The organism is Enterococcus sp. AZ140 (genome assembly GCF_051714405.1).
Classification (GTDB): domain Bacteria; phylum Bacillota; class Bacilli; order Lactobacillales; family Enterococcaceae; genus Enterococcus_B; species Enterococcus_B pernyi.
Genome location: NZ_JBIORU010000001.1, coordinates 826281 through 850034, shown reverse-complemented (window position 1 = coordinate 850034; position 23754 = coordinate 826281). Strand labels below are relative to the sequence as shown.

At 38.2% G+C, this 23754-nt stretch carries 25 protein-coding genes, 1 tRNA gene and 1 other annotated feature; of the genes, 4 read left to right on the top strand and 22 right to left on the bottom strand.

Annotated features, from left to right (window positions below):
- Positions 1-65: 65 nt before the first annotated feature.
- The 5 genes from IGJ39_RS04025 to rplU form a co-directional block, all read right to left on the bottom strand.
- Entirely contained in the window at positions 66-557 is a 492-nt protein-coding gene (locus tag IGJ39_RS04025) for a mannose/fructose/sorbose PTS transporter subunit IIB (protein WP_066026051.1), read from the bottom strand.
- Positions 558-720: 163 nt separating this feature from the next.
- Positions 721-3576 carry a sigma-54-dependent transcriptional regulator gene (locus IGJ39_RS04020; RefSeq protein ID WP_195339129.1) on the bottom strand — a complete coding sequence of 952 codons (2856 nt, stop codon included), beginning with the start codon at positions 3574-3576 and terminating at the stop codon, positions 721-723.
- Positions 3577-3956: 380 nt separating this feature from the next.
- On the bottom strand, positions 3957-4250 hold the full coding sequence (rpmA, locus tag IGJ39_RS04015; protein ID WP_010736011.1) for a 50S ribosomal protein L27: 294 nt from the start codon (positions 4248-4250) through the stop codon (positions 3957-3959).
- 12 nt (positions 4251-4262) lie between these two features.
- Positions 4263-4607, bottom strand: coding sequence for a ribosomal-processing cysteine protease Prp (locus IGJ39_RS04010; protein ID WP_010736012.1), 345 nt, complete (start codon positions 4605-4607; stop codon positions 4263-4265).
- Between the two features lie 28 nt (positions 4608-4635).
- The gene (gene rplU, locus IGJ39_RS04005; protein ID WP_019723824.1) at positions 4636-4944 is read right to left on the bottom strand and encodes a 50S ribosomal protein L21; all 309 of its coding nucleotides are present in this window, start codon (positions 4942-4944) and stop codon (positions 4636-4638) included.
- A 20-nt stretch (positions 4945-4964) separates the two neighbouring features.
- Positions 4965-5044, bottom strand: a sequence feature (ribosomal protein L21 leader region).
- A gap of 127 nt (positions 5045-5171) precedes the next feature.
- On the opposite strand from rplU, the gene IGJ39_RS04000 reads away from it, so the two are divergent.
- A complete protein-coding gene (locus IGJ39_RS04000) occupies positions 5172-5816 on the top strand; it encodes a uracil-DNA glycosylase (protein WP_019723823.1) in 645 nt (214 codons plus the stop codon).
- Positions 5817-5886: 70 nt separating this feature from the next.
- On the opposite strand, the gene IGJ39_RS03995 is transcribed toward IGJ39_RS04000, so the two are convergent.
- From IGJ39_RS03995 to IGJ39_RS03980, 4 genes are all read right to left on the bottom strand, one after another.
- A complete protein-coding gene (locus tag IGJ39_RS03995) occupies positions 5887-6261 on the bottom strand; it encodes a MerR family transcriptional regulator (RefSeq protein WP_010736015.1) in 375 nt (124 codons plus the stop codon).
- An 83-nt stretch (positions 6262-6344) separates the two neighbouring features.
- Positions 6345-7979, bottom strand: coding sequence for a SulP family inorganic anion transporter (locus tag IGJ39_RS03990; RefSeq protein WP_195339130.1), 1635 nt, complete (start codon positions 7977-7979; stop codon positions 6345-6347).
- A 124-nt stretch (positions 7980-8103) separates the two neighbouring features.
- Positions 8104-8463, bottom strand: coding sequence for a DUF1304 domain-containing protein (locus IGJ39_RS03985; RefSeq protein WP_010736017.1), 360 nt, complete (start codon positions 8461-8463; stop codon positions 8104-8106).
- A 280-nt stretch (positions 8464-8743) separates the two neighbouring features.
- On the bottom strand, positions 8744-9349 hold the full coding sequence (locus IGJ39_RS03980) for a GNAT family N-acetyltransferase (RefSeq protein WP_195339131.1): 606 nt from the start codon (positions 9347-9349) through the stop codon (positions 8744-8746).
- A 146-nt stretch (positions 9350-9495) separates the two neighbouring features.
- Between IGJ39_RS03980 and IGJ39_RS03975 the strand changes: the two genes are divergently transcribed.
- Positions 9496-10032: a TetR/AcrR family transcriptional regulator gene (locus IGJ39_RS03975; protein ID WP_066026379.1), complete on the top strand. Its 537-nt coding sequence runs from the start codon at positions 9496-9498 to the stop codon at positions 10030-10032.
- Between the two features lie 71 nt (positions 10033-10103).
- On the opposite strand, the gene IGJ39_RS03970 is transcribed toward IGJ39_RS03975, so the two are convergent.
- On the bottom strand, positions 10104-10454 hold the full coding sequence (locus IGJ39_RS03970) for a hypothetical protein (RefSeq protein ID WP_195339132.1): 351 nt from the start codon (positions 10452-10454) through the stop codon (positions 10104-10106).
- Positions 10455-10827: 373 nt separating this feature from the next.
- Between IGJ39_RS03970 and IGJ39_RS03965 the strand changes: the two genes are divergently transcribed.
- The gene (locus IGJ39_RS03965) at positions 10828-11517 is read left to right on the top strand and encodes a CPBP family glutamic-type intramembrane protease (RefSeq protein ID WP_181265233.1); all 690 of its coding nucleotides are present in this window, start codon (positions 10828-10830) and stop codon (positions 11515-11517) included.
- Between the two features lie 116 nt (positions 11518-11633).
- Here the strand turns inward: IGJ39_RS03965 and IGJ39_RS03960 are convergent.
- The 3 genes from IGJ39_RS03960 to IGJ39_RS03950 form a co-directional block, all read right to left on the bottom strand.
- A tRNA-Arg gene (locus IGJ39_RS03960) sits at positions 11634-11707 on the bottom strand.
- Between the two features lie 333 nt (positions 11708-12040).
- On the bottom strand, positions 12041-12724 hold the full coding sequence (locus tag IGJ39_RS03955; protein ID WP_010736023.1) for an O-methyltransferase: 684 nt from the start codon (positions 12722-12724) through the stop codon (positions 12041-12043).
- Positions 12725-12806: 82 nt separating this feature from the next.
- Positions 12807-13334, bottom strand: a complete 528-nt coding sequence (locus IGJ39_RS03950; protein WP_023519280.1) for a signal peptidase I — start codon at positions 13332-13334, stop codon at positions 12807-12809.
- Positions 13335-13534: 200 nt separating this feature from the next.
- On the opposite strand from IGJ39_RS03950, the gene IGJ39_RS03945 reads away from it, so the two are divergent.
- Positions 13535-15367 (top strand): hypothetical protein, encoded by a 1833-nt coding sequence (locus IGJ39_RS03945; protein WP_195339133.1) that lies wholly within the window; start codon positions 13535-13537, stop codon positions 15365-15367.
- A gap of 226 nt (positions 15368-15593) precedes the next feature.
- On the opposite strand, the gene IGJ39_RS03940 is transcribed toward IGJ39_RS03945, so the two are convergent.
- The 9 genes from IGJ39_RS03940 to dltA form a co-directional block, all read right to left on the bottom strand.
- Positions 15594-16598 carry a lipoate--protein ligase gene (locus tag IGJ39_RS03940; RefSeq protein ID WP_010736027.1) on the bottom strand — a complete coding sequence of 335 codons (1005 nt, stop codon included), beginning with the start codon at positions 16596-16598 and terminating at the stop codon, positions 15594-15596.
- A gap of 13 nt (positions 16599-16611) precedes the next feature.
- Complete coding sequence (locus tag IGJ39_RS03935) at positions 16612-17352, bottom strand: MBL fold metallo-hydrolase (protein ID WP_062805527.1); 741 nt, start codon at positions 17350-17352, stop codon at positions 16612-16614.
- Positions 17353-17413: 61 nt separating this feature from the next.
- Positions 17414-18208, bottom strand: a complete 795-nt coding sequence (locus tag IGJ39_RS03930; RefSeq protein ID WP_065096692.1) for a DUF975 family protein — start codon at positions 18206-18208, stop codon at positions 17414-17416.
- Positions 18208-19290 carry a M42 family metallopeptidase gene (locus tag IGJ39_RS03925; protein ID WP_010736030.1) on the bottom strand — a complete coding sequence of 361 codons (1083 nt, stop codon included), beginning with the start codon at positions 19288-19290 and terminating at the stop codon, positions 18208-18210. The genes IGJ39_RS03930 and IGJ39_RS03925 overlap by 1 nt, the downstream gene beginning before the upstream one ends.
- 78 nt (positions 19291-19368) lie before the next feature.
- The gene (locus tag IGJ39_RS03920; RefSeq protein ID WP_438764205.1) at positions 19369-19503 is read right to left on the bottom strand and encodes a hypothetical protein; all 135 of its coding nucleotides are present in this window, start codon (positions 19501-19503) and stop codon (positions 19369-19371) included.
- 8 nt (positions 19504-19511) lie between these two features.
- Positions 19512-20777: a D-alanyl-lipoteichoic acid biosynthesis protein DltD gene (dltD, locus tag IGJ39_RS03915; protein ID WP_438764203.1), complete on the bottom strand. Its 1266-nt coding sequence runs from the start codon at positions 20775-20777 to the stop codon at positions 19512-19514.
- A 2-nt stretch (positions 20778-20779) separates the two neighbouring features.
- Positions 20780-21013 (bottom strand): D-alanine--poly(phosphoribitol) ligase subunit DltC, encoded by a 234-nt coding sequence (gene dltC / locus IGJ39_RS03910; RefSeq protein WP_010736032.1) that lies wholly within the window; start codon positions 21011-21013, stop codon positions 20780-20782.
- 27 nt (positions 21014-21040) lie between these two features.
- Complete coding sequence (dltB, locus tag IGJ39_RS03905) at positions 21041-22246, bottom strand: D-alanyl-lipoteichoic acid biosynthesis protein DltB (RefSeq protein ID WP_065096695.1); 1206 nt, start codon at positions 22244-22246, stop codon at positions 21041-21043.
- Complete coding sequence (dltA, locus tag IGJ39_RS03900) at positions 22246-23745, bottom strand: D-alanine--poly(phosphoribitol) ligase subunit DltA (RefSeq protein WP_065096696.1); 1500 nt, start codon at positions 23743-23745, stop codon at positions 22246-22248. Before dltA ends, dltB begins: the two co-directional genes overlap by 1 nt.
- Positions 23746-23754: the final 9 nt, after the last annotated feature.

Below are 23754 nucleotides of genomic sequence, written 5' to 3'. Positions count from 1 at the left end.
TCAAAAATAAAAATAAGTGCTTGCCTTTTACAACAGATACATTTGACCGTTACGCAACAACAATTTTATGCTTTCTTGGCTTTGGTCAGTAATTCCATTAAAAAGATTTTCCGATCAGCGGGTACCTTCCGAATCTCCAACTCCACACCTTGACCATCCAAAAAATGAAAGGCTTCGATATCTCGTTGATCGACGGACACAAAATTTGTGATCATGGTCTTCCCTTCAGAAAAACTCATTCCCCCGATATTTAGAGAATCAATTCGGACACCACTTCGGACAATTTTCTCAACGTCTTTAGGATTAGTAAATAAAAGCATCACTTTCGTTCGCGCTAAGAGTCCACTCTCAAAGATCTGGATCATCTTTTCAACAGTGATGACATTTGCCATGATCCCTGGTGGAGCAGCTTCTTTTAAAAGAAACTTTCTTAACTTGTCTTTCGCTACTACGTCACTTATGACGATGATACGTTCAACGCCAGTCAATTTAGACCAGACAGTTGCAACTTGCCCATGGATCAAACGATCATCTATACGTGCTAATCGAATATCCATTCGTAAATCTCCTTTTTATTAAATCACTACTCAAAACATCTTCCCACTTCTGTCGGAAGCATTTCCGTTAAGCACACTTTATTAAAAGCAAGAACCGTGCCAACTTTTTAAAGATACACTGCTTTATTTAATGGTTTCTTATACAATACACAAAAACGATACACTATTTTAGTGTATCGTTTTTGTGTATATCTTCATTAGTGTATTCTTTTTTCTCCAAATGGTTAGTGATCATTTTCAATAGATAATACACTTCTTCTAACGGAAACTTCACTTTGATCTTTTCTTCTAAATCATTTAGTGGCTCAACAATTTTAACATAGAGCGGATCGTTTTTAATCGAACGATTATCTTGATTTTCTAAAGAGAGCGGTTCATTTAAGATGACACGCTCAATCATTCCCGCCGCATGTAGAACAAGGTTGATCATAAATCCGTATTCTTTTACATCAATGCTTGCTGAATCCATTAACCCATCTGCAAATTTCCAGAGAGGATCGATTAACTTTTCTCCATTGATAAATGTAAAATTATCTGCGATAAATGACACACATGTACTTTTGGCTGTTTCTTCATTTAATAAAACATCTTCGGTTTCATCTAACTCTGATTCTAACAGTAATTGATCTAAAATCACCTCAATGTTTTGATCAATAAATCTTTCCAAAGGAATGAATGGTGCATCGATATGTGGGTCCGTGATCCCAGTCGTCGCAATGATTTGATAATTTTTTTGGATCTTTGGTAGCTTAGTTTTCAAATCAACGATGGACAAAGCAATCACTTCCAATTGAGCTTCTTGTCTTTTACTGACTGCACGCTCGATCAACGATTTGATTCGTTGTGCTGTTCCCTCTCCTGAGGCACAGATCGCCACTACGGCCTTTCGTTGTTTGTCGTCCGCTTCTGCAACATTTCCACTTGAGACTTCAGCATACCCTCGGAAATTCTTCAAGGATTCATAAAGCAAGTCAAGATCTGTTCCCAGCACCGACACTTTACGTACTGTTTCTAAAACTAAAGAAGTCGTGACCATATCGACTGTTCGGACAGGAATACCCGTATCTTGCTGTATCTGAGCATTGAAGGACGCAAGCGAACCCATGTCCACCAGAAGAATCGTTCCACTCCCCTCATCTACTTCTTGCACACTACGCTCAATCCGACTTAAAGCAGTTTTAGGGTCCATGTCTAGTGGCATATCCACTGCCCGGACGTTATCCGCATCTAGCAACTGTTGAACCACTTGCACCATACTGCTTGCGGTACTATTGCCATGTGCAGCCACAACGACCCCGATCCGACCACTTGCTTGATTGGCTCGTAATGAAACAAGTAATACAGTCAAATAGTAATCTTCACTTTCTGGGATCTCCACTTGGAAATACATTTCGATATGTTTTCGTACTTCTTTCGCCAGTGCGTATTCCTCAGGAAAATCAATGGCCATTTCTCGGATATTATCATTTGTATGCCGCTCTTCTCCTAAATGGATTCGTTTTAGAAAAGAACTGATATGCAGACTCATCGCATAAATAAAATTTTGTTGAAACTCATATGGTAAAGATTGCTTGACCATCATATAAATCTGATTCGTTACTTCAATGATTTTAGGATCGACAAACTCTGCTAACTTATTGTCTGCATTAAATGAAAATCCATGATCTTTGTAGAATGACTTTAAATGGATATTGATATCCGTTGAGATAAAATGATTGATGGCTTCTTGGTCCAATCCGTCTGACTTCAGCAATGCTGCTTTATCGCCAATAATATCGTATAAATTGTAAGGTAACTCATAAGAGTCCGCTTGTAACTGCATCACATCATCGTTCGGATAAACCGTGATTTTTGGATCAAGAATCTTAGATAACTCTGCCATCTCTTTCCGATTACTTGCCAATTGGATCAACCCACTACGAATCCCTTCCGTCAAATCATCGATCGTGATCGATATTTCAGGTTTATTCATGTGATTCAAAAATCCACGCGCACAAACTAATTGGATATTCGACTTCAACTGTCCAATGTTTCCATAAGTAACACTGCCTATTAGCGCTTTCACAACATCTTCTGTTAAAGAAATTTTTCTTTGCGTACGATTCGCTTCGTGAGCGATCATGATTTTGACTAAATCGATTTTTTCATTCGCTGGACGTCGGTCAAAAGCAGGCAACTTGATATTGATCGGGATACGGCGTACAAATGTCTCAAGTAATGCCGAACCTGGATCTTCAGTCGTTGCACCGACGATTCGAACATTCGCTTCATGAGATTTCGTTGTTTCGCCCAATCGACTATAGGTACCATGGTCCATAAAGTAAAAAATCATTTCTTGTCCTTCGGGTGGGAGTCGATGAATTTCATCCAAAAAAAGCATCCCGCCATCCGCTTGATCTATGATTCCCATTTTTTCTTCTTCCGCACCTGTAAACGCACCTTTGACATACCCGAAAAGATGACTCATCAGTAATTCAGGGTTGTTAGCATAGTCCGCACAGTTAAAGACGATCAACTCTGTGTCTTCTTCCACCACATGGTTGGTTTTAGCAAAATGAAACATCGCATGAGCAAAATAAGTCTTTCCAGAACCAGTCGGTCCAGTGATCAAACAGTTCAACCCTCTGGGAGGATACAAAATGGCAGCTTTTGCTTGTTCCACTGAATTTTTCATACTACCATTGGCGCCAATGATTTTGGCAAAAATATCTTTCGTATCTACTTGAAGACTCGGTTTTTTCACGTGAGTCAATTCTTCTTTATAACTAGGTACATATTTGGATAATGGTTTCTCAATGGTCGGTCTTTCTTGATAGACATACCGAACTGGACGACCATCCATTTTTTTTAGTTTTCCTTCACGTACTAATTTGTTGAGATCTTTACTACTATTGGTACGTTGAATACCCAAAACTTCCGCGATCTCTTGGGTCGTTACACCTTGATCGTTTTCATCTATAGATAAATGAGCGGTCTTTTCTTTGACATACGTATAAATTCGGTCAATTCGTTTTGCCAATATTTTCGCCCCTCTTCTCTTGTCCTTAAAACCTAATACTATTGATTTAATCACTATTCGTCAACTATTTATATCAAAAAAGAAAACAAGATACGCTTAAAATAAAAAAGAACATTTGTTGTTTATTTATTAAGCAATTTAGACAAGTCTAAACGTGTACTATTTTTTCAGATAACAGATAACGATTATCTCTTTTTTACTTTGCGCGATATCTTTTTCCAGTTAGAACTAGCGAAAATAGTAAACCAACTATTTTTATAGCCAATCATTCTCCTAACGCAAAAAAAGCCTGACTCTGTTTGAGCCGGAAATCATTATTGATTCAGAAAAAATGAAAAAACTCTATTCCTCGCTAGGCAAGGAATAGAGCCAACTGTTCATTAAGCTTCTTGAGCTACTGGATAAACAGACACTTGTTTTTTGTCGCGGCCTTTACGTTCAAAACGAACAACACCGTCAACTTTAGCAAATAAAGTGTCATCTCCACCAATACCTACGTTCACACCTGGATAAATTTTTGTTCCGCGTTGGCGGTAAAGAATTGATCCACCTGTAACTGTTTGTCCGTCAGCACGTTTTGCACCTAGACGTTTTGATTCTGAGTCACGGCCGTTAGATGTAGAACCGCCACCTTTTTTGTGGGCGAATAATTGTAGATTCATTGTTAACAACATGGTCTGCACCTCCTATTTATCATTAATTGTTTTTGTTTGGATATATTCTGGGTTTTCAGCTTCGATCGATTGTAAACCTAATAGGAGATTCTCCAATAAGATTTCCGCAATATTGTTTTGCTCTTGTGTCAATCGTGAAATTACTTCGACGTACAAATAGCCGCCTTCTTCTTCATTCATGTCAACAATCGGTTCAAAACCAGCTAATGATGAAATCCCATTGACAGTGCTGATCGCTAAAGCAGAAACACCTGCACAAACGATATCACTTCCGTAAGGACCGGCATCAGCGTGCCCAGTCAAAGTAAATGAAACGATTTGACCAGCGTCATTTCGTTTAAAAGTCCCTTTGATCATTGTTTAGGCCTTCTTTCTCAAACGCAGATTAAGCGTTGATCGCGTCGATAACCACTTTTGTGTATGGTTGACGGTGACCTTGTTTACGGTGTGAGTGTTTTTTAGGTTTGTATTTGAAAGTAACGACTTTCTTTTGTTTGCCGTGTTTTTCAACTGTACCTTCAACTGTTGCACCAGAAACGGTTGGAGCGCCTACTTTCGTAGTTTCGCCACCTACTAAAATAACTTCGTCAAATACAACCTTTTCGCCTGCTTCAACGTCAAGTTTTTCGATGTAGATTGTTTGTCCAACTTCAACTTTTACTTGTTTACCACCTGTTTTAATAATTGCGTACATGCTTTAAAGCACCTCCTTATTTTCATACTTAGACTCGCCATCCAGAGTGACAGGGTGTCCTGTACTTAATCAAACTCATTCTGTGCGGTTGTAGCTGTGGAGACCACAATTACAACATTACTAGAATAACAAATCCTACTATAATAGTCAACAACTTTTTTATTTTGCCAATCATTCGTCAATTGAACGATTTCTTTCTATAATGGACAAGAATAGGAGTTGATACTATGGATTACCCAAAACATTTGATTGACGAAGCAACTCGGCGTATTCAAGGACACCGTGTGGAAGGATTTGTCGCTGGGCAAGGTCCTATCCGACCCAAATTGATGTTAGTTGGCGAAGCCCCTGGTAAAACAGAAATTGAGAATCACATTCCATTTAGCGGTCAAGCTGGCAAAGAGTTGATGAACGCACTAAAATCAGTCGGTTTATCTCGAGATGAAGTGTATATTACTAGCGCTGTCAGGAGCCGTCCTTATCGAATCGTCCAACGCATTAATGGACGGACAAAAAAATCAGAGATCGTTTATCCGAATCGAACGCCCAGTAAAACGGAAGTTTTTGCTCATGCACCAATCTTAGATTACGAACTGCAACATATACAGCCCTCTTTGATTGCCACACTAGGCAATATTGGGCTACAACGTTTATTAGGTAACGGCTATACGATTTCAAAAAATCATGGAAAACTGTATACCGGACCAGTCTTAGAGTTGAATCCACAGCATGATGCTTATCAATTTTCCACTAAACAGTATCGTGTTCTTCCCCTCTTCCACCCAGCGGCCATTTTTTATAATCGAACACTGACAGAAACGATTTTAGAAGATTGGCAAGAACTTGGAAAAATACTTGCTGAAAAAAAGTAAAAGCAACAAAATAACCAACCAGTCTTTCAAATCATGATCGATTGGTTGGTTCTTGGTTTTAGCGACTAAATTAAGCTAAGATTGGATCTCCTTTGACCAAATCTTGGTTATAACGCGCGATTTTCTTTTGGAGACGTTCCTGACAAGCTTGCATCTCTGCAATTTTTTTTGCCAATTGTTCACTTTCTTCCATAAGAAGATCCCTACGAGCAAGGATTGTTTCATCACCCGCGCTATATAAACGAATATATTCAGTCAAAGATTCAATCGATAAACCCGCACTACGCATACATAAGGTGAAATCGACCCAACGTAAATCTTCTTCCGTATAGTCTCGGATACCTCCGTTTGTTCGGTTCACCGGTGGGATCAAACCGATTCGTTCATAGTAGCGTAACGTATCCGCAGAGATTCCTTTTTCTTCACTCACTTGTTTGATATTCATCCATTCCTACCTCCCGAACGTCTATAAACTTATTTTACCTTAGAACAGGCGGCAGCCACAATTTTTTTTAGCGAATCCACTGACTATATTTCACTGTCTAACATATATTGTTTGTGTAAAGAGGTCAGCGCATGAGCCACCGTAAGATGTTGTTCTGTCTTTTGTTTTTCCCAAAGATGTTGCAATTGCTTTTCCACTTCTGGTTGTAACGAGGTGTAAATAATCGTTTGTTCTTTCATAGCAGCTTTTTCTTGAAATTCTTCAAATAAACTTTGCGCCGTCAAATCAATACTTGGCACCCCGCGCATTGAAAAAATGATTCCTTCTTTATCTGCTAATTCTGTTAACGTCGCTTTCAATCGTTCGGCGGACATGAAGAATAAAGGACCACTGATATAAACAACTGCCCAATTATCCAACTTTTTTGTTTCCGGTAAGCTCATTCGCTGCCAGTCGATTTCCTCCACTGAGATCGTGATGGCTGCACTCTTAACAATAAAAAATACACACCCACTAATAATTCCTATAACGATTGCAATACTTAGATCAAAAATCACTGTACACCCCATCGTCAAGAAAAATAGAAGAAGCGCTGACCAGTATCTTTTAGCGAATAGTTCTTTGATGGTTTCCCATTCATTCATACGCCAAGCAGTGACGATCAATACACCTGCTAATGCTGGCATCGGAATGTTCGACATGATTGGTGCAAAAATAAGCATGGATAGAAACAATACGATTGCATGGATCATTCCAGCTACTCTGGTTTGGGCACCGGATTTGATTGCGACACTCGTTCGAGCAATGGCTGCTGTAGCTGGAATCCCACCAAAAAATGGTAACAGTAGATTACCAATTCCTTGTGCGACCAACTCCTGATTACTATCTAACTGACGATTCGCCATTCGGCCTGCCGAAGCACCACACAACAAACTTTCGATCATACCTAACAGTGCAATGCTGATTGCTGGTACAATCACTGTTTGGATCGCTGACAAACTAAAATCACCAAGTACCAAACGATTACTACTGATCAACGTTTGGGGAATTTCCCCTACGGTCGCAATTGGCCAATCAACGATCATCATCAATGCAGTTGTGAGGATGATTGCCAACAATGAGCTTGGGATCTTTTGCCCCCATTTTTTAGGATAAACCAACATCCCAATAATGACCAAACTTCCCATTAGAATCGTTGGCAAGGAAATTTCAAAGCCTAAGTTTTGATAACTAGCCAATTTTTCCATCACATTGGCCCCTTCTGAATGAACACCGAATAAATTATCGATCTGACCTAAAGCAATAATGATTGCAATACCAGAGGTAAACCCTGTGATGACAGGTGCAGGGATAAATGAAGTCAGCGTTCCTAATCGTAAGACACCTGCAGCGAGTAAAAGAACTCCAGCCAAAAAAGTAGCCAGTAAGACGCCTTGCATTCCTTGTTTTGCGGCAATCGACATCAAGATTGCTGCCATCGCGCCAGTAGGACCAGAAATCTGATAGAACCCACCAGATAAACCACCAATGACTAGACCAGCAATTATAGCAGTGATCAGACCAGCAGCTGCGTCTGCCCCACTTGAAACACCGAAAGCTAAAGCGAGTGGCAAAGCAACCGCCGCGACTGTAATACCTGCCAATAAATCTTTTTGAAATACTGAAAGATTATAACCAGAAAATTCTTTTTTCAATAAACCAATATAATTCTTTAACAACACTACTACCCCATTTTCATAAAAAATTGATAAAATGCACGTTACAGGATAGCATATTTTGTTGATTAAAGTAAGTTTTTTCACAAACTTTCATAATTTTTTTCAGCAGTTATTCTTTTATATTCTAAAAGAATAACGTAATGAGTGCAATCGCTGCTAAACCACCTTGTTTGACGATGATCAAGCGATCACTAGTAAAGCTACCATAAGCCGCCACCAGCAAAATATAGATCAATAATAGCCCCGTGATTTCTTTTGGTGCATTTGAAAAATAAGCGCCGTACACCAATGCTACACCAAGTAACCCATTATAGATCCCTTGATTCTTAAATAAAGTCTGTACGGACTGACGTCCTAATTCTTCCTTCGGCATGTTGAATACTCGACTAGTTGTTGCAGATTCCGTCGCAAAAGTTTCAATATACATGATATAAAGAAATTCCAAGGCAACAAGTGTAACTAAAATTTGAGATAATAATGTCATCTGTTTTCTTCCTTTCTAAAATCGGCGATCGACCGTCTTTTTTTTAGCTGGATCATTGCTATGAGTACCAACCGAAAACGATCTCTCTTTGATTATAAAGGAACTGTTGTTTTTTTTCTGCAACTTACTCTCAAAAATCAAGAGTGTAACAATACAAACAAGTGACGGGGATATTACTCCTTTTGCATATTATAAAACTTGAATAAACGGCGGGAACAGAAGTAACCTCTTCGGAAATAAGACTAAACACTTCTGTCCCGACCTGTAGCAGTATATTTAGTCATAAGGTCGTGCTTAATAAGTAACAGGTCATTGATTCTCCTCCACCTAGATCAACTGGTTGGCGACCAAAAATGGTAAATCCTTTTTTTAAGTAAAATTGGTAGTTGCAGTTAGAGTCTGTATAGAGAAATATTCGCTTATTTTTATAGCGTCTCTCTATTTCTTCTAACAAGCGTGAACCAATCCGCTTCCCCTTCAATGTGGGATCAACAGCAAAATAAGTGACTTCGCCTTCTGGATGAGTGGATGCAAATTCATGATACATTGTTTGATTGGCTTGGTCATAAGTTCCTATCGCCTCTCGATATCCGGTCAATCCCATCAATTTTTCTGCTATATTGACAAACAAGCGTCTCCCCCATCCAACAGGCACTTTTGTTTCCCCATCGAAGCGAGCAAAAAGAAAGCCGACAAATTGACCGTCTAGATACGCACCTAATGTGACGGTTGATTTCATCAATGCGCCTGTAAGTGCATACTGACGATAGAGATAAAGTGCAATAGGATTTTCTGTATAGCTCGAAAAATTCATCCCTTGTGCTGCAAATTCACTTGCTTTGTTTAAGTCTTTTCTATCAATTGAACGAATCGTTAATTTTTCCATATCCATCTACTCCTTTTGAAACAAAACTTTCTTTCTTTACGTAACTTTATTATAATTACTTAAAAAGTGACTTCCTATAGGCAATGATTCAACATCTGTCCAATAATGAACACTTAGAAAGATACTGTCTAAAAAAGGAGATACAAATGGATCGTCGAAGCAAAAGAACGAAGCACGCAATCAAACAAGCCTTTTTAGATTTAACGAAAGAAAAACCCATCAATAAAATCACGATTGCGGAGCTTTCACAACAAGCAGATATCGGGAGAGGGACGTTTTATACTCACTATGAGGATATCTATGATTTGCGTTCAAAAATCATTGAAGAATCGATTTGTACACTGACAGATATCTTCGATCAAACTTACCCCAACAAAGAGCAATATGATTTTCGCCGATTCGTCCATACTTTAGTCAATCATGTAGATGAGAACAAAGCTGTTTTTCACTTTTTCTTCAATGATTTCATGGATGATGAACTCTCTGTCCAACTTACGCAGATCCTGATAAAAAGAATCATGGACGAAGAACAATTAGATATGAAAGATATCAAAAATAAAGTAGAGGTTCTTTTTTCTATTTCCGGCACTACTAGTGTCCTGACTGAGTGGATCAATGGAAATCTAAACGTGGAGAAAGAAGAATTGATTGCTATTTTAGATGACATCATCACACGGTTTTAATAAAAAAGAAGAACGACTATGCAACGACAATATCGTTGCTAGTGTTCTTCTTTTTTTCGTAAGTGATATCCTTACTCGAGTTGCATCAAAAATTCTCTTTGTTCATCACCTAAAGGGATGATTTTTTTGATGATTCGAAACCGCCAATGTTTACTGCCAGTGGAAAAACGCCAGATAACTGATAAACCGCCACCTAATGTTACTTGTTCCTCTTCGATCGCTGCGCGTTCATACGTGAGATGATCAATAACCTTCGTTTGAAAAAAATTCAAAAATAAAATCGTCACTTTGGTCTCATCGATCAATAAAATCACTTTACTACTGATACTGTCCAAACTCTGAGATTCCGCTAAACAGCGAAACATTCCTGATGTTCGATACGGACTTGTTAAACGATCCATCCATTTTTTGGTGATTAACATAAGCGCTCCCCTTTATCCTCTCTTGAAATACACCCATTCGATTTTCGATCTAAGGAACATCAGTCCTTATTAATCGTCCAGTTGATGTTGTTACTTTATTTTATCATAGATATCTACTTTCCCTATATTGATCCAAATGAAAAAACTTCAAAAAAAATAGGTAATGATTAAAAAGATCTTTTTTTCCTTTTGATAAGCAAATTATTCTATTGTCAAAAAAGGCTAATTTACTGAGTACTCGTATTCATTCCATTTTTATCTACTTATGATGTCTCTAATCAAACGCTAAAAATGACAGCAAATTATTTCTCGATATTCCATCTCAATGTTACAATCGCCCTTTGTTGATTTTATTTATAGGAGGAGTTATTTAATGTTCGCAATGTTTAAAACTGTCAAATTCAATCTGTGGCGGTCACTCTTAGCACTCATTATTTTAATTTTTGCTGATTGGGGAATGATGACATCTTATCCGATCTTCTCAGGTAGGTTAGATTGGACCTTTTTACCTATAGGGGGAGCGCTTGCTTTAATCATACTGATTGGTTGGAACAACACAAACACTTTATTCAAAAAACTCAATAAGAGAGATTGGCGTTGGATTGCTTTTATCCTTATCCTTGGTTCACTACTTTCAGATATTTTTATCTTGACTGGAAAACTGCTGAATCAAACCATGGCCGCAAATGCTGGTGGAGATAACTGGTACGAAGGGTTAAACGTTGGTGGAATAATCCTATATTTATCACAGCTTAGCGTGAGCCTGATTGGAGAAGAACTTTATATTGCTGCGATTTTTGTTTTGATCTTTCTTTTACTTTCTACATTTATGCGTACTAAATTTTCTATTTGGGGCGCTAGTACGATTTCTCTATTGGTTTTTGGTCTCAGCCATTATGCCGTATACGATGGGAATCTCTATCAATGTATTTTTGTTATTGGTTTGGCTCATGCCCCTTCTCTCTATGCCTGGTTAAAAACACAAAACTTATTGATCCCTATGCTTGCGCATATCTTATATGATTTGATTTTACTTTTTATCATTTTACTTTTTGGAATTTGAACCATCGATTGTTTATCCGATCATGTTAACACCCTCAACGCTCAGCGATGAATCAATCTTATTTAGCACAAGAGACAAAAAAACCGCTAGAAACAAACGTTTCTAACGGTTTTTTACGTCACAGGAGGGATTCGAACCCCCGACCGTCCGCTTAGAAGGCGGATGCTCTATCCAGCTGAGCTACTATGACAGCTTTAGCGGAACAAAAATAATTATAGATAAATTGAAAGCTTATGTCAATACAAAATAGTTATTTTATGAAACAAAAATTTTTATCGTACTTTTTTCTTACAGATTTTACTATAAAAATACAGCCACGATTTTCATATTATAATTTTTTGCTACGATCGACTTGTCATTTTAACATAGAACATGAAAGTCTGTTTCGTTCAACATAGTAAGGCAGAACTTGATTGGATAGATTTCCTACTTTCAACTTCTGCCTTGCTATCAATGAAATTGACTTAGCTACTCGCTTAGCTTAGCTAGCATTCTTTTGAATCTTTACTAAAAAATCTGGCAATTATAAGTCGATTGTTTCTGCCTCTTTCGTGATCAAAATCACACCATCACCCAAAGGTAACAACGTAGAGGTCAAATCCGGATGTTCCATGACCACGCGTAGAAATTCATTCAATTTACGATGGATCGCTCGTTTTCCTCTTGGGATCTCTTCATCTGACAGAAGAATCGTCCCTCCTTGAAAAATATCATCAACCATCAAGACGCCGCCTTTTTTCAATACACGAAGGCATTCAGGTAAGAATTCGATATATTTTGATTTTGCACTATCCATAAATATAAAGTCATACGGACCTGTCAATGTTGGCAAAATATCAGCCGCTTGGCCTTCTAATAATGTCACTCGATCCGTCATCTCTAAACGCTCATACGTTGCTTTCGCTTTTCTGATCATCACGTCAAAGCGATCGATCGTCGTCACATGACCTTCTTTTCCAATGACTTGTGCCATCAGACTAGAGGAAAAACCAATCGCAGCTCCAATTTCAAGTACTTCTTTTGGTTTGATCTGTCCTAATAAAAACTGCAAAAAGACGACCGTCTCATGAGGAATGATCGGCACTTCCGCCGCATGTGCTTCCTCTTCAACTTTCCCCAATTCTCCAGTTAACTGTTTTTGTTTTGTCCGCATAAAATCCAATAACTCTTCTTTTACAACGGGACGATGCATCATTTCATTACGCATACTTCCCCTCCTCTTCCAAACATTATACGAAGAAACCTATCTTTCGACAAGAGGGAGAAGCTGGTAAATAAAAATATGATTATTACATGTCAGAAAAAAAATCAGTTTCTTTCTCTCGACGTTGTTTCAGTTCAAGGTAGGTATGCCAAGCTGTAATGGAAGACAAGCACACAGCGATTCCTAGGAATACCCATTTCATCCAATTGAACGCATGCCGTGAGAACAATAACCCTATGTACGGGATCTTGAATATAGGCGTGCCAATAATATTACGATCTCGTACTGCTTCAACTTCGATTTGCGTTTTTCCATCAGCTTTCGTGTAAAAATACTGGTGTTGATCTTCAATAGCAACGACCCTTCTTGTCACGATATGTTTACCTGAATTTTCATAGTAGGTGATCACATCTCCAACTAAAATCGTATCTGTCTTTCTTTTCTGTACATAGATCAGACTTCCTTCTGCATAAGACGATGCCATCGCTTGATCATCAATGATATGCGGTGTCAGCCCAAATACTCGAGGGAGTAGCACGACACACAAAATGATTGCTAAAAGAACCACTAACGAAATCGAACTGAAAAAAGTTATTTTTTTATAGATAGGCACATTGAACCTCCTTAAGAAACATTTTATTAAATCTATAATATAATAACGAAATTTTTTTGACAATATTAATACTCAGTTTGAGGATTCTCTATAAAAAAATAAACAAGCAAACAAAAAAACGATAAAAATAGCTAAAAATTGACTGTTAAATGAAAAAAGTTTACTCTGGAATTAGATAATTTATTAAAGGAGATTTGTCTATGGTTCTTTTTAATAACAGACGTAATAAAATTATACCATTCTCTATGAAAATCAAATGGAGCGTACTTATTATATTTGCATCGTTATTTATAATAAGTATCGCTTATTTTTTTCATTACCTCTTCACGCCAATCGACAATAAACAAATGTCTCAGATTGATGATTCATGGGTCTATTATTCCGAGCACGATCCTTATTTTCAGTTCGACAGTAACCATATCGACTACATGCCGTCCATCGACAAGAATGAACCATTTATAATGGAAACTACTCTACATAAAGAATTGGCGGATGCCAATCTCTTGATCAAAGGCAATCATCAATGGTTAAGTGTCTCATTAGATGACGCGCTACTCTACAGTCGCTCCAAAGAAAGCGCACGAAACAATCCTGGATTGTCTTTATCGATCATCGATCTACCAGAGCCCTATGTAGGCAAGACGTTGAAAATCGTTGTTTCTTCGCCTTATCAAAATTATGCTGGTCTAACACCCAAAGTTTATTTGGGGACCACCAGTCCAATGATCAGCTTCATTTTTTCACAATCGATCCCACAAGTCATCGCGATGATCTTGGCTTTCGTTATTGCCATCGGATTGTTGATCTGGACTAGCTATATTCTCTACAGGCATAATAGATTAGATCGTTCATTATTGATTTTGAGCCTATTTTCTTTCGTGCTTGGATTTGAATCGATTTCGGAAGATATCTTGAGCGGTGTTCTTTTTGAACCAATCGTACATTCGATTTTTTCACACTTATTTGCAATCTTGACTTCTATACTGATTATTTTTTACTATCAGTCCAAAATGACAAACTATCAGAAATGGTATGGTTATTTCTGCTATTTCCAAACATTTGTTTTTGTCAACATCTTACTTTATGCATTATTTTCAGATTTTGAATTACCTGAGTTGATGCCCTTTGCTAGTGTTGTTAGTGTTGTAAGCACTTTAGTTACTTCTATAGCAAGTATCGGTGAAGCATATAAACAAAATCGTTTTTTCACTGTATGTAGTCCTTGGATCGTTTTGATCGCTATCTTTCATTGTATGTTTTATATTCAAACTGCCTTAGGGATTGGGCATTCGATCATCAACTGGTCCACGCTCTTATTTGCGATTCTCCTGATTGTTATTGTCGGATACAATATCATGGAGAATATTATGAAAATCGATAGTTACCATAAAGAACGTCTTTTCTTACAAACTAAAACAGATCTGATCGAAACACATTATGCAAAAATCCAAGCACAGATCCAACAAATCGATCAAGCAAAAAATGACTTTGTTGTACAAATGGAAGAACTGAGTCAATTGATTGATACAAATGAACAAGCCGAAGTGAAAACTTACTTAGAACGGATCGTAGACGAAACAAGACGATTGGATTTGTCTCTTTTTCCGACAGGTCACCAACTAACAAATTTGATTTTGGCTAGATATCAAGAAGTCGCTGCTAAAAAGAATATCAAGGTTGATTTTCACACCCACATCCCAGCTTCTTTACCGATCCATGATGAAGATTTCACACAATTACTCATCCATATTTTAGAGCATTCGTTTCGCGAAACACAAGCCATTGAAAATCCTTTGCATCGAGAAATCTATTTATCGATCCAAGAAATCAATTCTCACATCCAGATCCACTGTGAGCACAGTACACACTATGAGAAAAATATTTTTTCCAAACATGTGACAGAAGAATTGATACGACAAGAACAGTATGACTTGATGATGATTCAGACCACGCTCGACAAATACAGCAGCACCTTGGTCCAAGAAAAAGATAAGTGGGTCGATCGCTTAAAAATCAATATATCTCCTGGCTAAATAAAGACCTTCAAAATCAGTCAACCGACTGTTTTTGAAGGTCTTTATGTTATCTTACAGATTTGTCGGGTATGAGACATTGGTCATCTTATCCCCTAGAACCAAATAAACGGTGTTCCAGAAGCTGACCTTCAACATTAAGCTAACAAATTGTAAAATATGAAAAAAATATTTTTCAATTTTCTATCTCACTACTCAGATCAAGTCGCTTCTGTCACAATCTCATTTAGTACAGTAGTTCCAATAAATCTTGTGCTTCGATCGCACCAAAGTATTTCTTGATATCGATCGTTTCCACTGCTTCTTGTAAAGTAGCTTTGTCATACTTTATACCTGTCAACACTTGTTCAACATCTTTGATATCTCCTAGACCAAAGAAATCGCCGAAGATTTTTACATCCTCGATTATCCCTTCTGAGACATTCAGATGTACCTCGATCGACCCAATCGAAAAGCGTTTTTGGCGTGAAAAGTTGAAATCTGGTGATTTTCCATAATTCCAATCCCAATTTCGATAATACTGCTCAGAAATTTGATTGATTTTTTCCCAATCTTTTTCTGTCAATTCATAGGTCTTTACGTCTTCTACTGAAGATACGCCGAAAATTTTCAAAAGAATGTCTTCACGAAATTCTTCGGTTGTCATCCCTTGTTTTTCCTCAGGTAAGAATGGTTTGATATTTGTAACTCGTGAACGAATCGATTTGATTCCTTTGGATTCGATTTTTTCTTTTTTCACTTTCAGCGCATTGACTACCTCATCAATGTCTGAATCGAACATGATCGTTCCATGTGCAAACATTCGACCATTTGTAGCATACATAGCATTCCCTGAAAACTTCAAGCCATCGATTACCAGGTCATTACGTCCTTTTAATTCGGCACCTGAAATACCTAATTCGTGTAACGCTTGGATGATTGGTTTAGTCACCTTCGCAAAGTCACGGAACGAATCCCCATCATCTGGCATGATGAAACTGAAATTCAAGTTACCAAAATCATGATATACTGCTCCACCACCGCTTAAACGACGTACCACATGGATGCCATGTTCTTCAACATATTCACGATTGATTTCTTCGATCGTGTTTTGATTTCGACCAATAATGATTGACGGTTCATTGATGTAAAAAAGCAAGATTGGTTCTTCTAATGGCATCTCTTGGAGTAAAAAGGTCTCGATTGCTAAATTTACTCTTGGATCATGGTTTTCATTTGGTACAAAAATCATTCTGCTCGTCCTCCTATATATCAAACACTTTATCGACTTCAGCTAAAGCAACTTCGATTTCTTCTCCAGCCGCTTCTTTTGCTTCATTCTCTAATTGTGTTAGGTCACCGAATTGTGGCAAGTGTGTCAAAACCAGTTTTTTGACTTTTGCCGCTTTTGCGATTTCTCCGGATTCTTTTGAAGTGAAATGCGCTTTGTGTCGCTCATTTCCTGCAAAAAGATACGTGTCTGCCAAAAAGAGATCCGCCTCTTTAGCGAAGGGAATAAAACTCTCTAAATAGCCAGAATCTCCTGTAAAAACAAGTACTTTTCCGGTGGCTCTTTCGACAATACGCATGGCATAACAAACCACTGGATGAATCGTTTCCAAGAACGTGATCGAAAATGGTCCGACTTCAAGTTCTTGGGTTGGATCATATGCAACTCCTTGGGACACTCCTGGCATCGTCAATTGTTCAAAATGACTGGCATCTTTCGTATGTCCATAGATTGGTAATAGCTTTTCCTGATCTCTGTTTGGATGCAATTGCCATTCATATTGCAAAACACCTAGATCTGCGATATGGTCATGATGATAATGGCTGATGATCACAGCATCTAAAGCAAGCGGATCAAGATGGTCTTCCAATTTCACAAGCGTTGCGCTCCCTGCATCAATCAACAAATTAAATTGATCAGCTTGCAACAGATAACTCGTCGTTCCTTGTTTTTTATAAGGATATGCACCTAAGCAACCTAAAACGGTTAATTTCATGACTGATTCCCCCTCAAAAACTTATGCTACCACAATTTCTTATTTTCATAAGAAAAACTGCTTATTCGAAGTGAAAGTATTCCATTGGGCTGCCTTTTTCAATACGAGCTTGTTCGTAAAATTGTGCAATCGACACATTGACATAAGCAATTACCCAAAGTAAACCAAAGAACAGCGCAATAAATCCGAGAATATACCAACCAATAAATGAAAGTTGTAGAAGAAGATAGGTCCCAATACGATCTTTCAATAAAAACCAGGCATATTTCAAACTTTGGATAACTGTCAGTTTCGGATAGTCAAACTTTGTCCAAGCAGCAAATTGGAATAATCCTGCAACGATCGTCATCACAAATAGCGACACGAAGAATAGTAAAGTTGTAAAGACTGCAAAACTCAGATCAATCGTAAAATCATTCATCATCCCTTGCGGTGATGCATTTCCATTAAAGAGTAGATTGATATACGTATTGAATCCGCCAATCAAAAAACTAGGCAAAAGTATAATACCGTTGATTAACCAATTAAATACGGTATTTAAAAGATTGATAAGCAGAATCGGTACAAAATATTCTTTTTGAAAAACAGCAAACAACAGATTGGATTTTGCTCGCCCACCTCTGACCACAACTAATGAGATATAATAGACCCCATAAGTAAACGCAAAGATCAATACGTGTTGGAGTAAAAAATTGAGTATGTTTGCCTGTGTGCTATCTGTTGGGAAGATACCTACAAAAAGCTGCTGGATGATCAACCCAATAAAGACTGAAAGGAAAATGATCCAAGCATTGATCCCCCACTGTCCTTCTAAAGATGCCCGGGCTTTTTTTCGATATTCAGAAACATTCTTCATTACTCATAACTCCTGATTTCTGCTACTTTTTCACTATCCAAACGTTTGACTACTTCAGTAACTAACTTCACTGTATTGAAGTAATCTTCTTCATGGATGATCGATGTATGTGAATGCAGATAACGAACGGGTACCGTGATTGCAATAGATGGCACACCATTACGTGACACATGCATTTGGCCCGCATCTGTTCCCCCACCGGTGATGACAGTATATTGGAATGGAATAGCCATTTCTTCTGCCACTTGGATCACAAAATTCAATAATTTTTTATGTGGGATCATCGAAGCATCGAAAATCAAGATTTGTGGTCCTTTACCTAAAACTGAGTCTGCCTCTTTCGGTGTCATCCCTGGTGTATCTCCAGCAGTACCTGTATCTAAAGCAATCGCAATGTCAGGGTCGACCAAATGAGTACTTGTGCGCGCACCTCTTAAACCAACTTCTTCTTGTACATCACTTCCAGCAAATAAGACATTCGGATGTCCTTCTTTTGCTAGATTTTCAAGTACACGTAAAGAAACAGCTGTCCCAATACGATTGTCCCATGCTTTTGCTAACAAGAATTTTCCATCATTCATTCGACGATATTCAATATAAGGAGTGACCATATCACCAGGACGAATGCCCCATTCCGTCGCTTCTTCTTTGCTTGTCGCCCCGATGTCAATAAACATATCTTTGATATCATAAGGTTTGTTACGAACTTCAGCAGTCAAGACATGTGGTGGTTTTGAACCAATCACGCCATGGATGATTTTTCCCTCTTGGGTCTTGATTTCTACTTGTTGTGCCAACATGACTTGGCCCCACCAACCACCAAGTGTTTGAAATTCAATAAATCCTTTATCTGTGATCTTTGTAACCATAAAACCAACTTCATCCATATGTCCGGAGATAAATACTTTAGGGCCCTTGCCAGAATCATGTTTTGCGATGATACTACCTAGACCATCGTAAAAAATATCATCTGTGAACTGCTCTGCATATTTTTTATAGACTTTTCGTACCTCTTCTTCATTTCCTGGTACGCCACGTGCAGTTGTTAAATCAATCAATAATTGTTCTTCATTTTTATTCAAACGCTTTCCCTCTTTTCCATACTTAATAGTAGAATTATATCATTGTTCACTGATTTTTGGGCAGCATATTTGTTTGATTTATGCAGTCATATTATAACGCCAGTCTTCTTTTGAATCTGCTAACATCAAAAAAACAACCCATAACATCCCCTCTATTGGGACGTTACAGGTCATTCCTCGAATTTCTTCATTCGTCTTTTCTTTTGGTTCCAATGCATCGTTTATTTTTCTGGTAGTGTATCTGGGGTCTGCAATTGCCAATCCTTACTATAGAAAGCATCATCCATCTGATAATGAGACACAGGTTGCTTCTCTTCTAGGAAAGGTTGGATATACTGATCTGCAGTCAACCAGCCTTGCCACCCAAGATGGATCGTATCTTCCATAAAGTAGGGAACACTAGCCATTTTGGTTAGATCTGCGATGTGTTGAAATCCTTGTTTCTTTAATTGATACTTGATTTTTTTAGCAAATCCTTGCAACATTTCTTGAGACAAACCGGTATAATCACTCCACTTTTCATTCACTGGCGGAAGAATGAATAATGCTTCAGTATGTTCATTTGCTAGTTGCTGCAATAATAATTGAAAATCAGAATATTCCTTTGAAAAACGATAATCCCAGTCTTTCTGTGAGTCTTTCAACTCAGCTAAATGGTGTTTGATTCGGGTATTGTAGAAATCATCTTTTAGAGCAAAAGGATTATTCTTAGTTTTACTAGCACCAATCTGCGTAGCGAGCTTATTTAGTTGTTCTTTTTCATAGCTCGTCGGTAATGGTTTAGTCGCTTGATCGATCTGTTTTTGTTTATCCGTCAAACCAATCCCACTAAATAATTCATCCTCACGCTTCAAGATGTTCCATTTATCTTCCAAGCCTGCTAATTCTTTATCATTGGGTTTGATTCCTTTTTGTACTGTACTTAAAATCCGCGTGATGTCCTCATCTTTCGAAACGATTGGAAAACTTAATAAACGTCGCGCGAAATAGCGATCTGAAGCGGTCACTTTTTTTATTGAAAACAGCCAATCCAATGTCTGTAACTCTGAATAGTGGGTACTGAAATAGTCTTCCTTCACCCCGTCTTTTACGAACCACTGAGGAGACACGATGACCACTACTTTTTTATTTCTGAGATCCTTACTAGCTGAGCGCATCATCATGAACTGGCTCAGCGATTGAGTCCCAGGGGCACCTAATAAAAATGGTTCGTAGCTCCGTTGATATTTCTGGGCTAAAACAGAAGGATGAAAAGGACTGATCCTACTCAATTCACTCGAACCAAGAAAAGGCACATACTTTTTTTCAGCAAAAGCTGTATTTTTGATTACATCCCCTCGTAAGACGTTGTCTGACATCGAACTGGCTGCTCTATGAATGATTTCTGGGTCAGCTACATTCACGCGATAAGATGAAGTGAAAAAAATCGCAATCAGTATAAACGCAAGTATCACTGGACCAAAAATCGCAAACAGCTTTTTCTTCATCATTATCCCTTCAATTCGTTGACTTGATCAATGATTTTGTTTGGTGTTGCCCATTCTTCCCGATCAAATTCTGATACAGGAACTTGTACATCAAGCTGTCCATCCAGCTCAACTAATAATTGAACAGACCCTAGTGAATCCAATAAACCTTCACCAAACAAATCGATTTCTTTATTTTCTTTCACTTCATCTGTACCTGTAATCTCTGCTAAAATCGTTAAAACTTGTTCTTCCATATCTATTCTCTCCTTTAAACTCGTCATTTATTTAAAAAATAGTTGATCTAAAAATCCTGAAAAAATCAATAAGCTAGCACATACTGCTTGAAACGTCATGAAAACAGAAAATGCGTGGGTCAAGCGATTGGAAGGAAGTTTTTTCTTCCGTTTTTTCTTATAGCGAATCCATGCATCTGTCACACAAATCAGCGTTGCATGATAGATACCATACAAAATGTAGTACCATGTCAAACCGTGCCAGACACCCATCAATAGAAACAATGCAAAGTATCCGATATTTGACGTCACGATCTTACTCTTGAACAATTTTTTCTTCATCAAGAAGAACATCAACCGCATATACACGTAATCTCTGAACCAGAAGGACAAAGACATATGCCAACGATTCCAGAACTCTTTGATGTTCCAAGCTAAAAATGGTTTGTTGAAATTGATCGGGGTATCATAGCCCATCAAATAACTCGTACCAACTGCAAACAAACTATAGCCAGCAAAATCGAAAAAGAGATACAAACTATAGACATACATGTAACCCAATAGCCACCATGAGATTCCGCCATGAGCCAAGGCACCTTTTGATACGATGGGTAACAGTACCTGTCCGAGATAATGACCGATGATGAATTTGTATAAAAAACCCATAAACAAATGATGGACCCCTTTTTCCAACATTTCCAGATATTGTTCCTTTGTTGGTGGTTGGAGCTGATCTTTTTCAAATCTTCGATAACGATCGATTGGTCCTGAAGAAATGGTTGGAAAAAACAACAAGAACTGAATATAACGGTAAGGATGATAGGTTTTGATCATACCGTCTCTCATTTCCATGATCATTTGTACCGATTTGAATGTTAAATAGGAAATACCCAGAAAACTAAGCAGTGATCCCTTACCAGATGTTAGAAATGGTGTGACTTTCGTAATCGCTAAAGGTAGAATTGCTAGAACTACCGCTAGATAAAACCATACACTCTGATTTCTTTTTTTTCGATAAGTGAAATAACACCAAACAAGTATACTTTGCCAGACCACATAGCCAATCAAAGCAAGCCCTTGTTGCCAATACGTTCCTCCAAAACTGATGAACAAGAAAAAGAAAGTTACAAGAACTTGATAAGTTCCTAAACGTTTCTGGAAAAATAGTAGAGAAAAAATGATTGGCGCTAACGCGAAACTCAGTAATAGAAAATAATACGGCTCCGCATAAGGAATCATATGTGGGAGACTCATCACCTATTCACCTCAGCTGTCAATGCTTTTCGATCAATTTTCCCATTGTTCGTTTGTGGCAATTGGTCAATAAACGCCACTTTTTGTGGGATCATATAGTCCATTAGAAAATCGGTCAACCTTTGTTTGATCGAACGTATCAACTGATAGTTAGTATCCGGAATCGCTTGGTTCAGTACAACAAACGCCACTAATTGTTGGACTTTCGACCCTTGATATTTGGGAACAACGATTGCTTGATTGATTCGTTCATCTTTAAGCAACGCATGTTCAATATCACCTAATTCAATGCGGTAGCCATGTAATTTCACCTGTTGATCGATTCTTCCTTCAATAAAAAGCAAACCGTCCTCTGCTAAATATCCTGCATCTCCTGTTCGATAGTTTTGATGCCCAGTTACTTGAAAGAACACTTCCTTCGTTTTTTCAGGATTGTTCAAATAGCCTTTTGACACGCTAGGACCAGTAATCAAAATCTCGCCACGATCACTTTCGCCATTTTTCAAAATAGATACGGTCGTATCGGACTTGACATAGCCAATTGGTAATCGTTCATACGTAGCCAATACTTCTCTTGTGATCAATATACTAGAAATGGCTACTGTCGCTTCTGTCGGCCCATACGTGTTGAAAATTTTGGCTGAAGGAAACCGTTCGAGTAACGCTTGCGCCGTTTTCTTCGTCAATTCCTCGCCACAGAAAATGAACGTAGTCAGCTCTGGTAAATGCCCCTCGTCAAATGATGCGTCCATCAAGCAAATATCGACAAACGAAGGAGTCGATACCCAGATATCCAGTTTTAATTGTGGTAAAATAGCAAATAATTTTTGAAAATCTTGGACGTTTTCCTTGAATAAAGGCTTGATGATCCCACCAGAAACTAATGCTGGATACAAAGTGAACACAGATAAATCAAAAGAAAAAGGTGCTTGTGCTAAAAAAGCTTGTCCCTCTTTGATTGGAAAGTCGCGCAAGACCCAATCGACAAAGCTCACCAAGTTATCATGACTGATTTGCACGCCTTTGGGTTCTCCTGTGGTGCCCGAAGTAAAAATAAGATAAAAATTTTCATCACCTTTCACTGCATGCTCAAATGGATAACCAACTATTGAGGCGATGATCGAGCGTAAACAATCTTTTTGGATGATTGGTATATCTGTCTCAATCTCCCAGTCACTTAAACTAATGATCATACTAGGCTGTGCGACACGTAAAATCGCTTCGATCCGTTCCTTCGGTGTTTGGGCATCAATCGGTAGATACGCATGTCCTGCTTTCACTACGCCCAAGAATGATACCACCATCTCAAACTCTAGATTGCCGAACACGACGATTGGCCCCTTCGTAGTCAAACGCTTCTCTAAGTAATAGCCTAATGCATCTGAGGAGTGCTTCAGTTCTTGATATGTGTGTTGCTCCTCTGCTGTCTGATATGCGATTCTATCTGGGTCTGCTATTCCCCAAAAATCGATCGCAGCCACGATTCCTTTTTTCTTCATCGTTTCCCT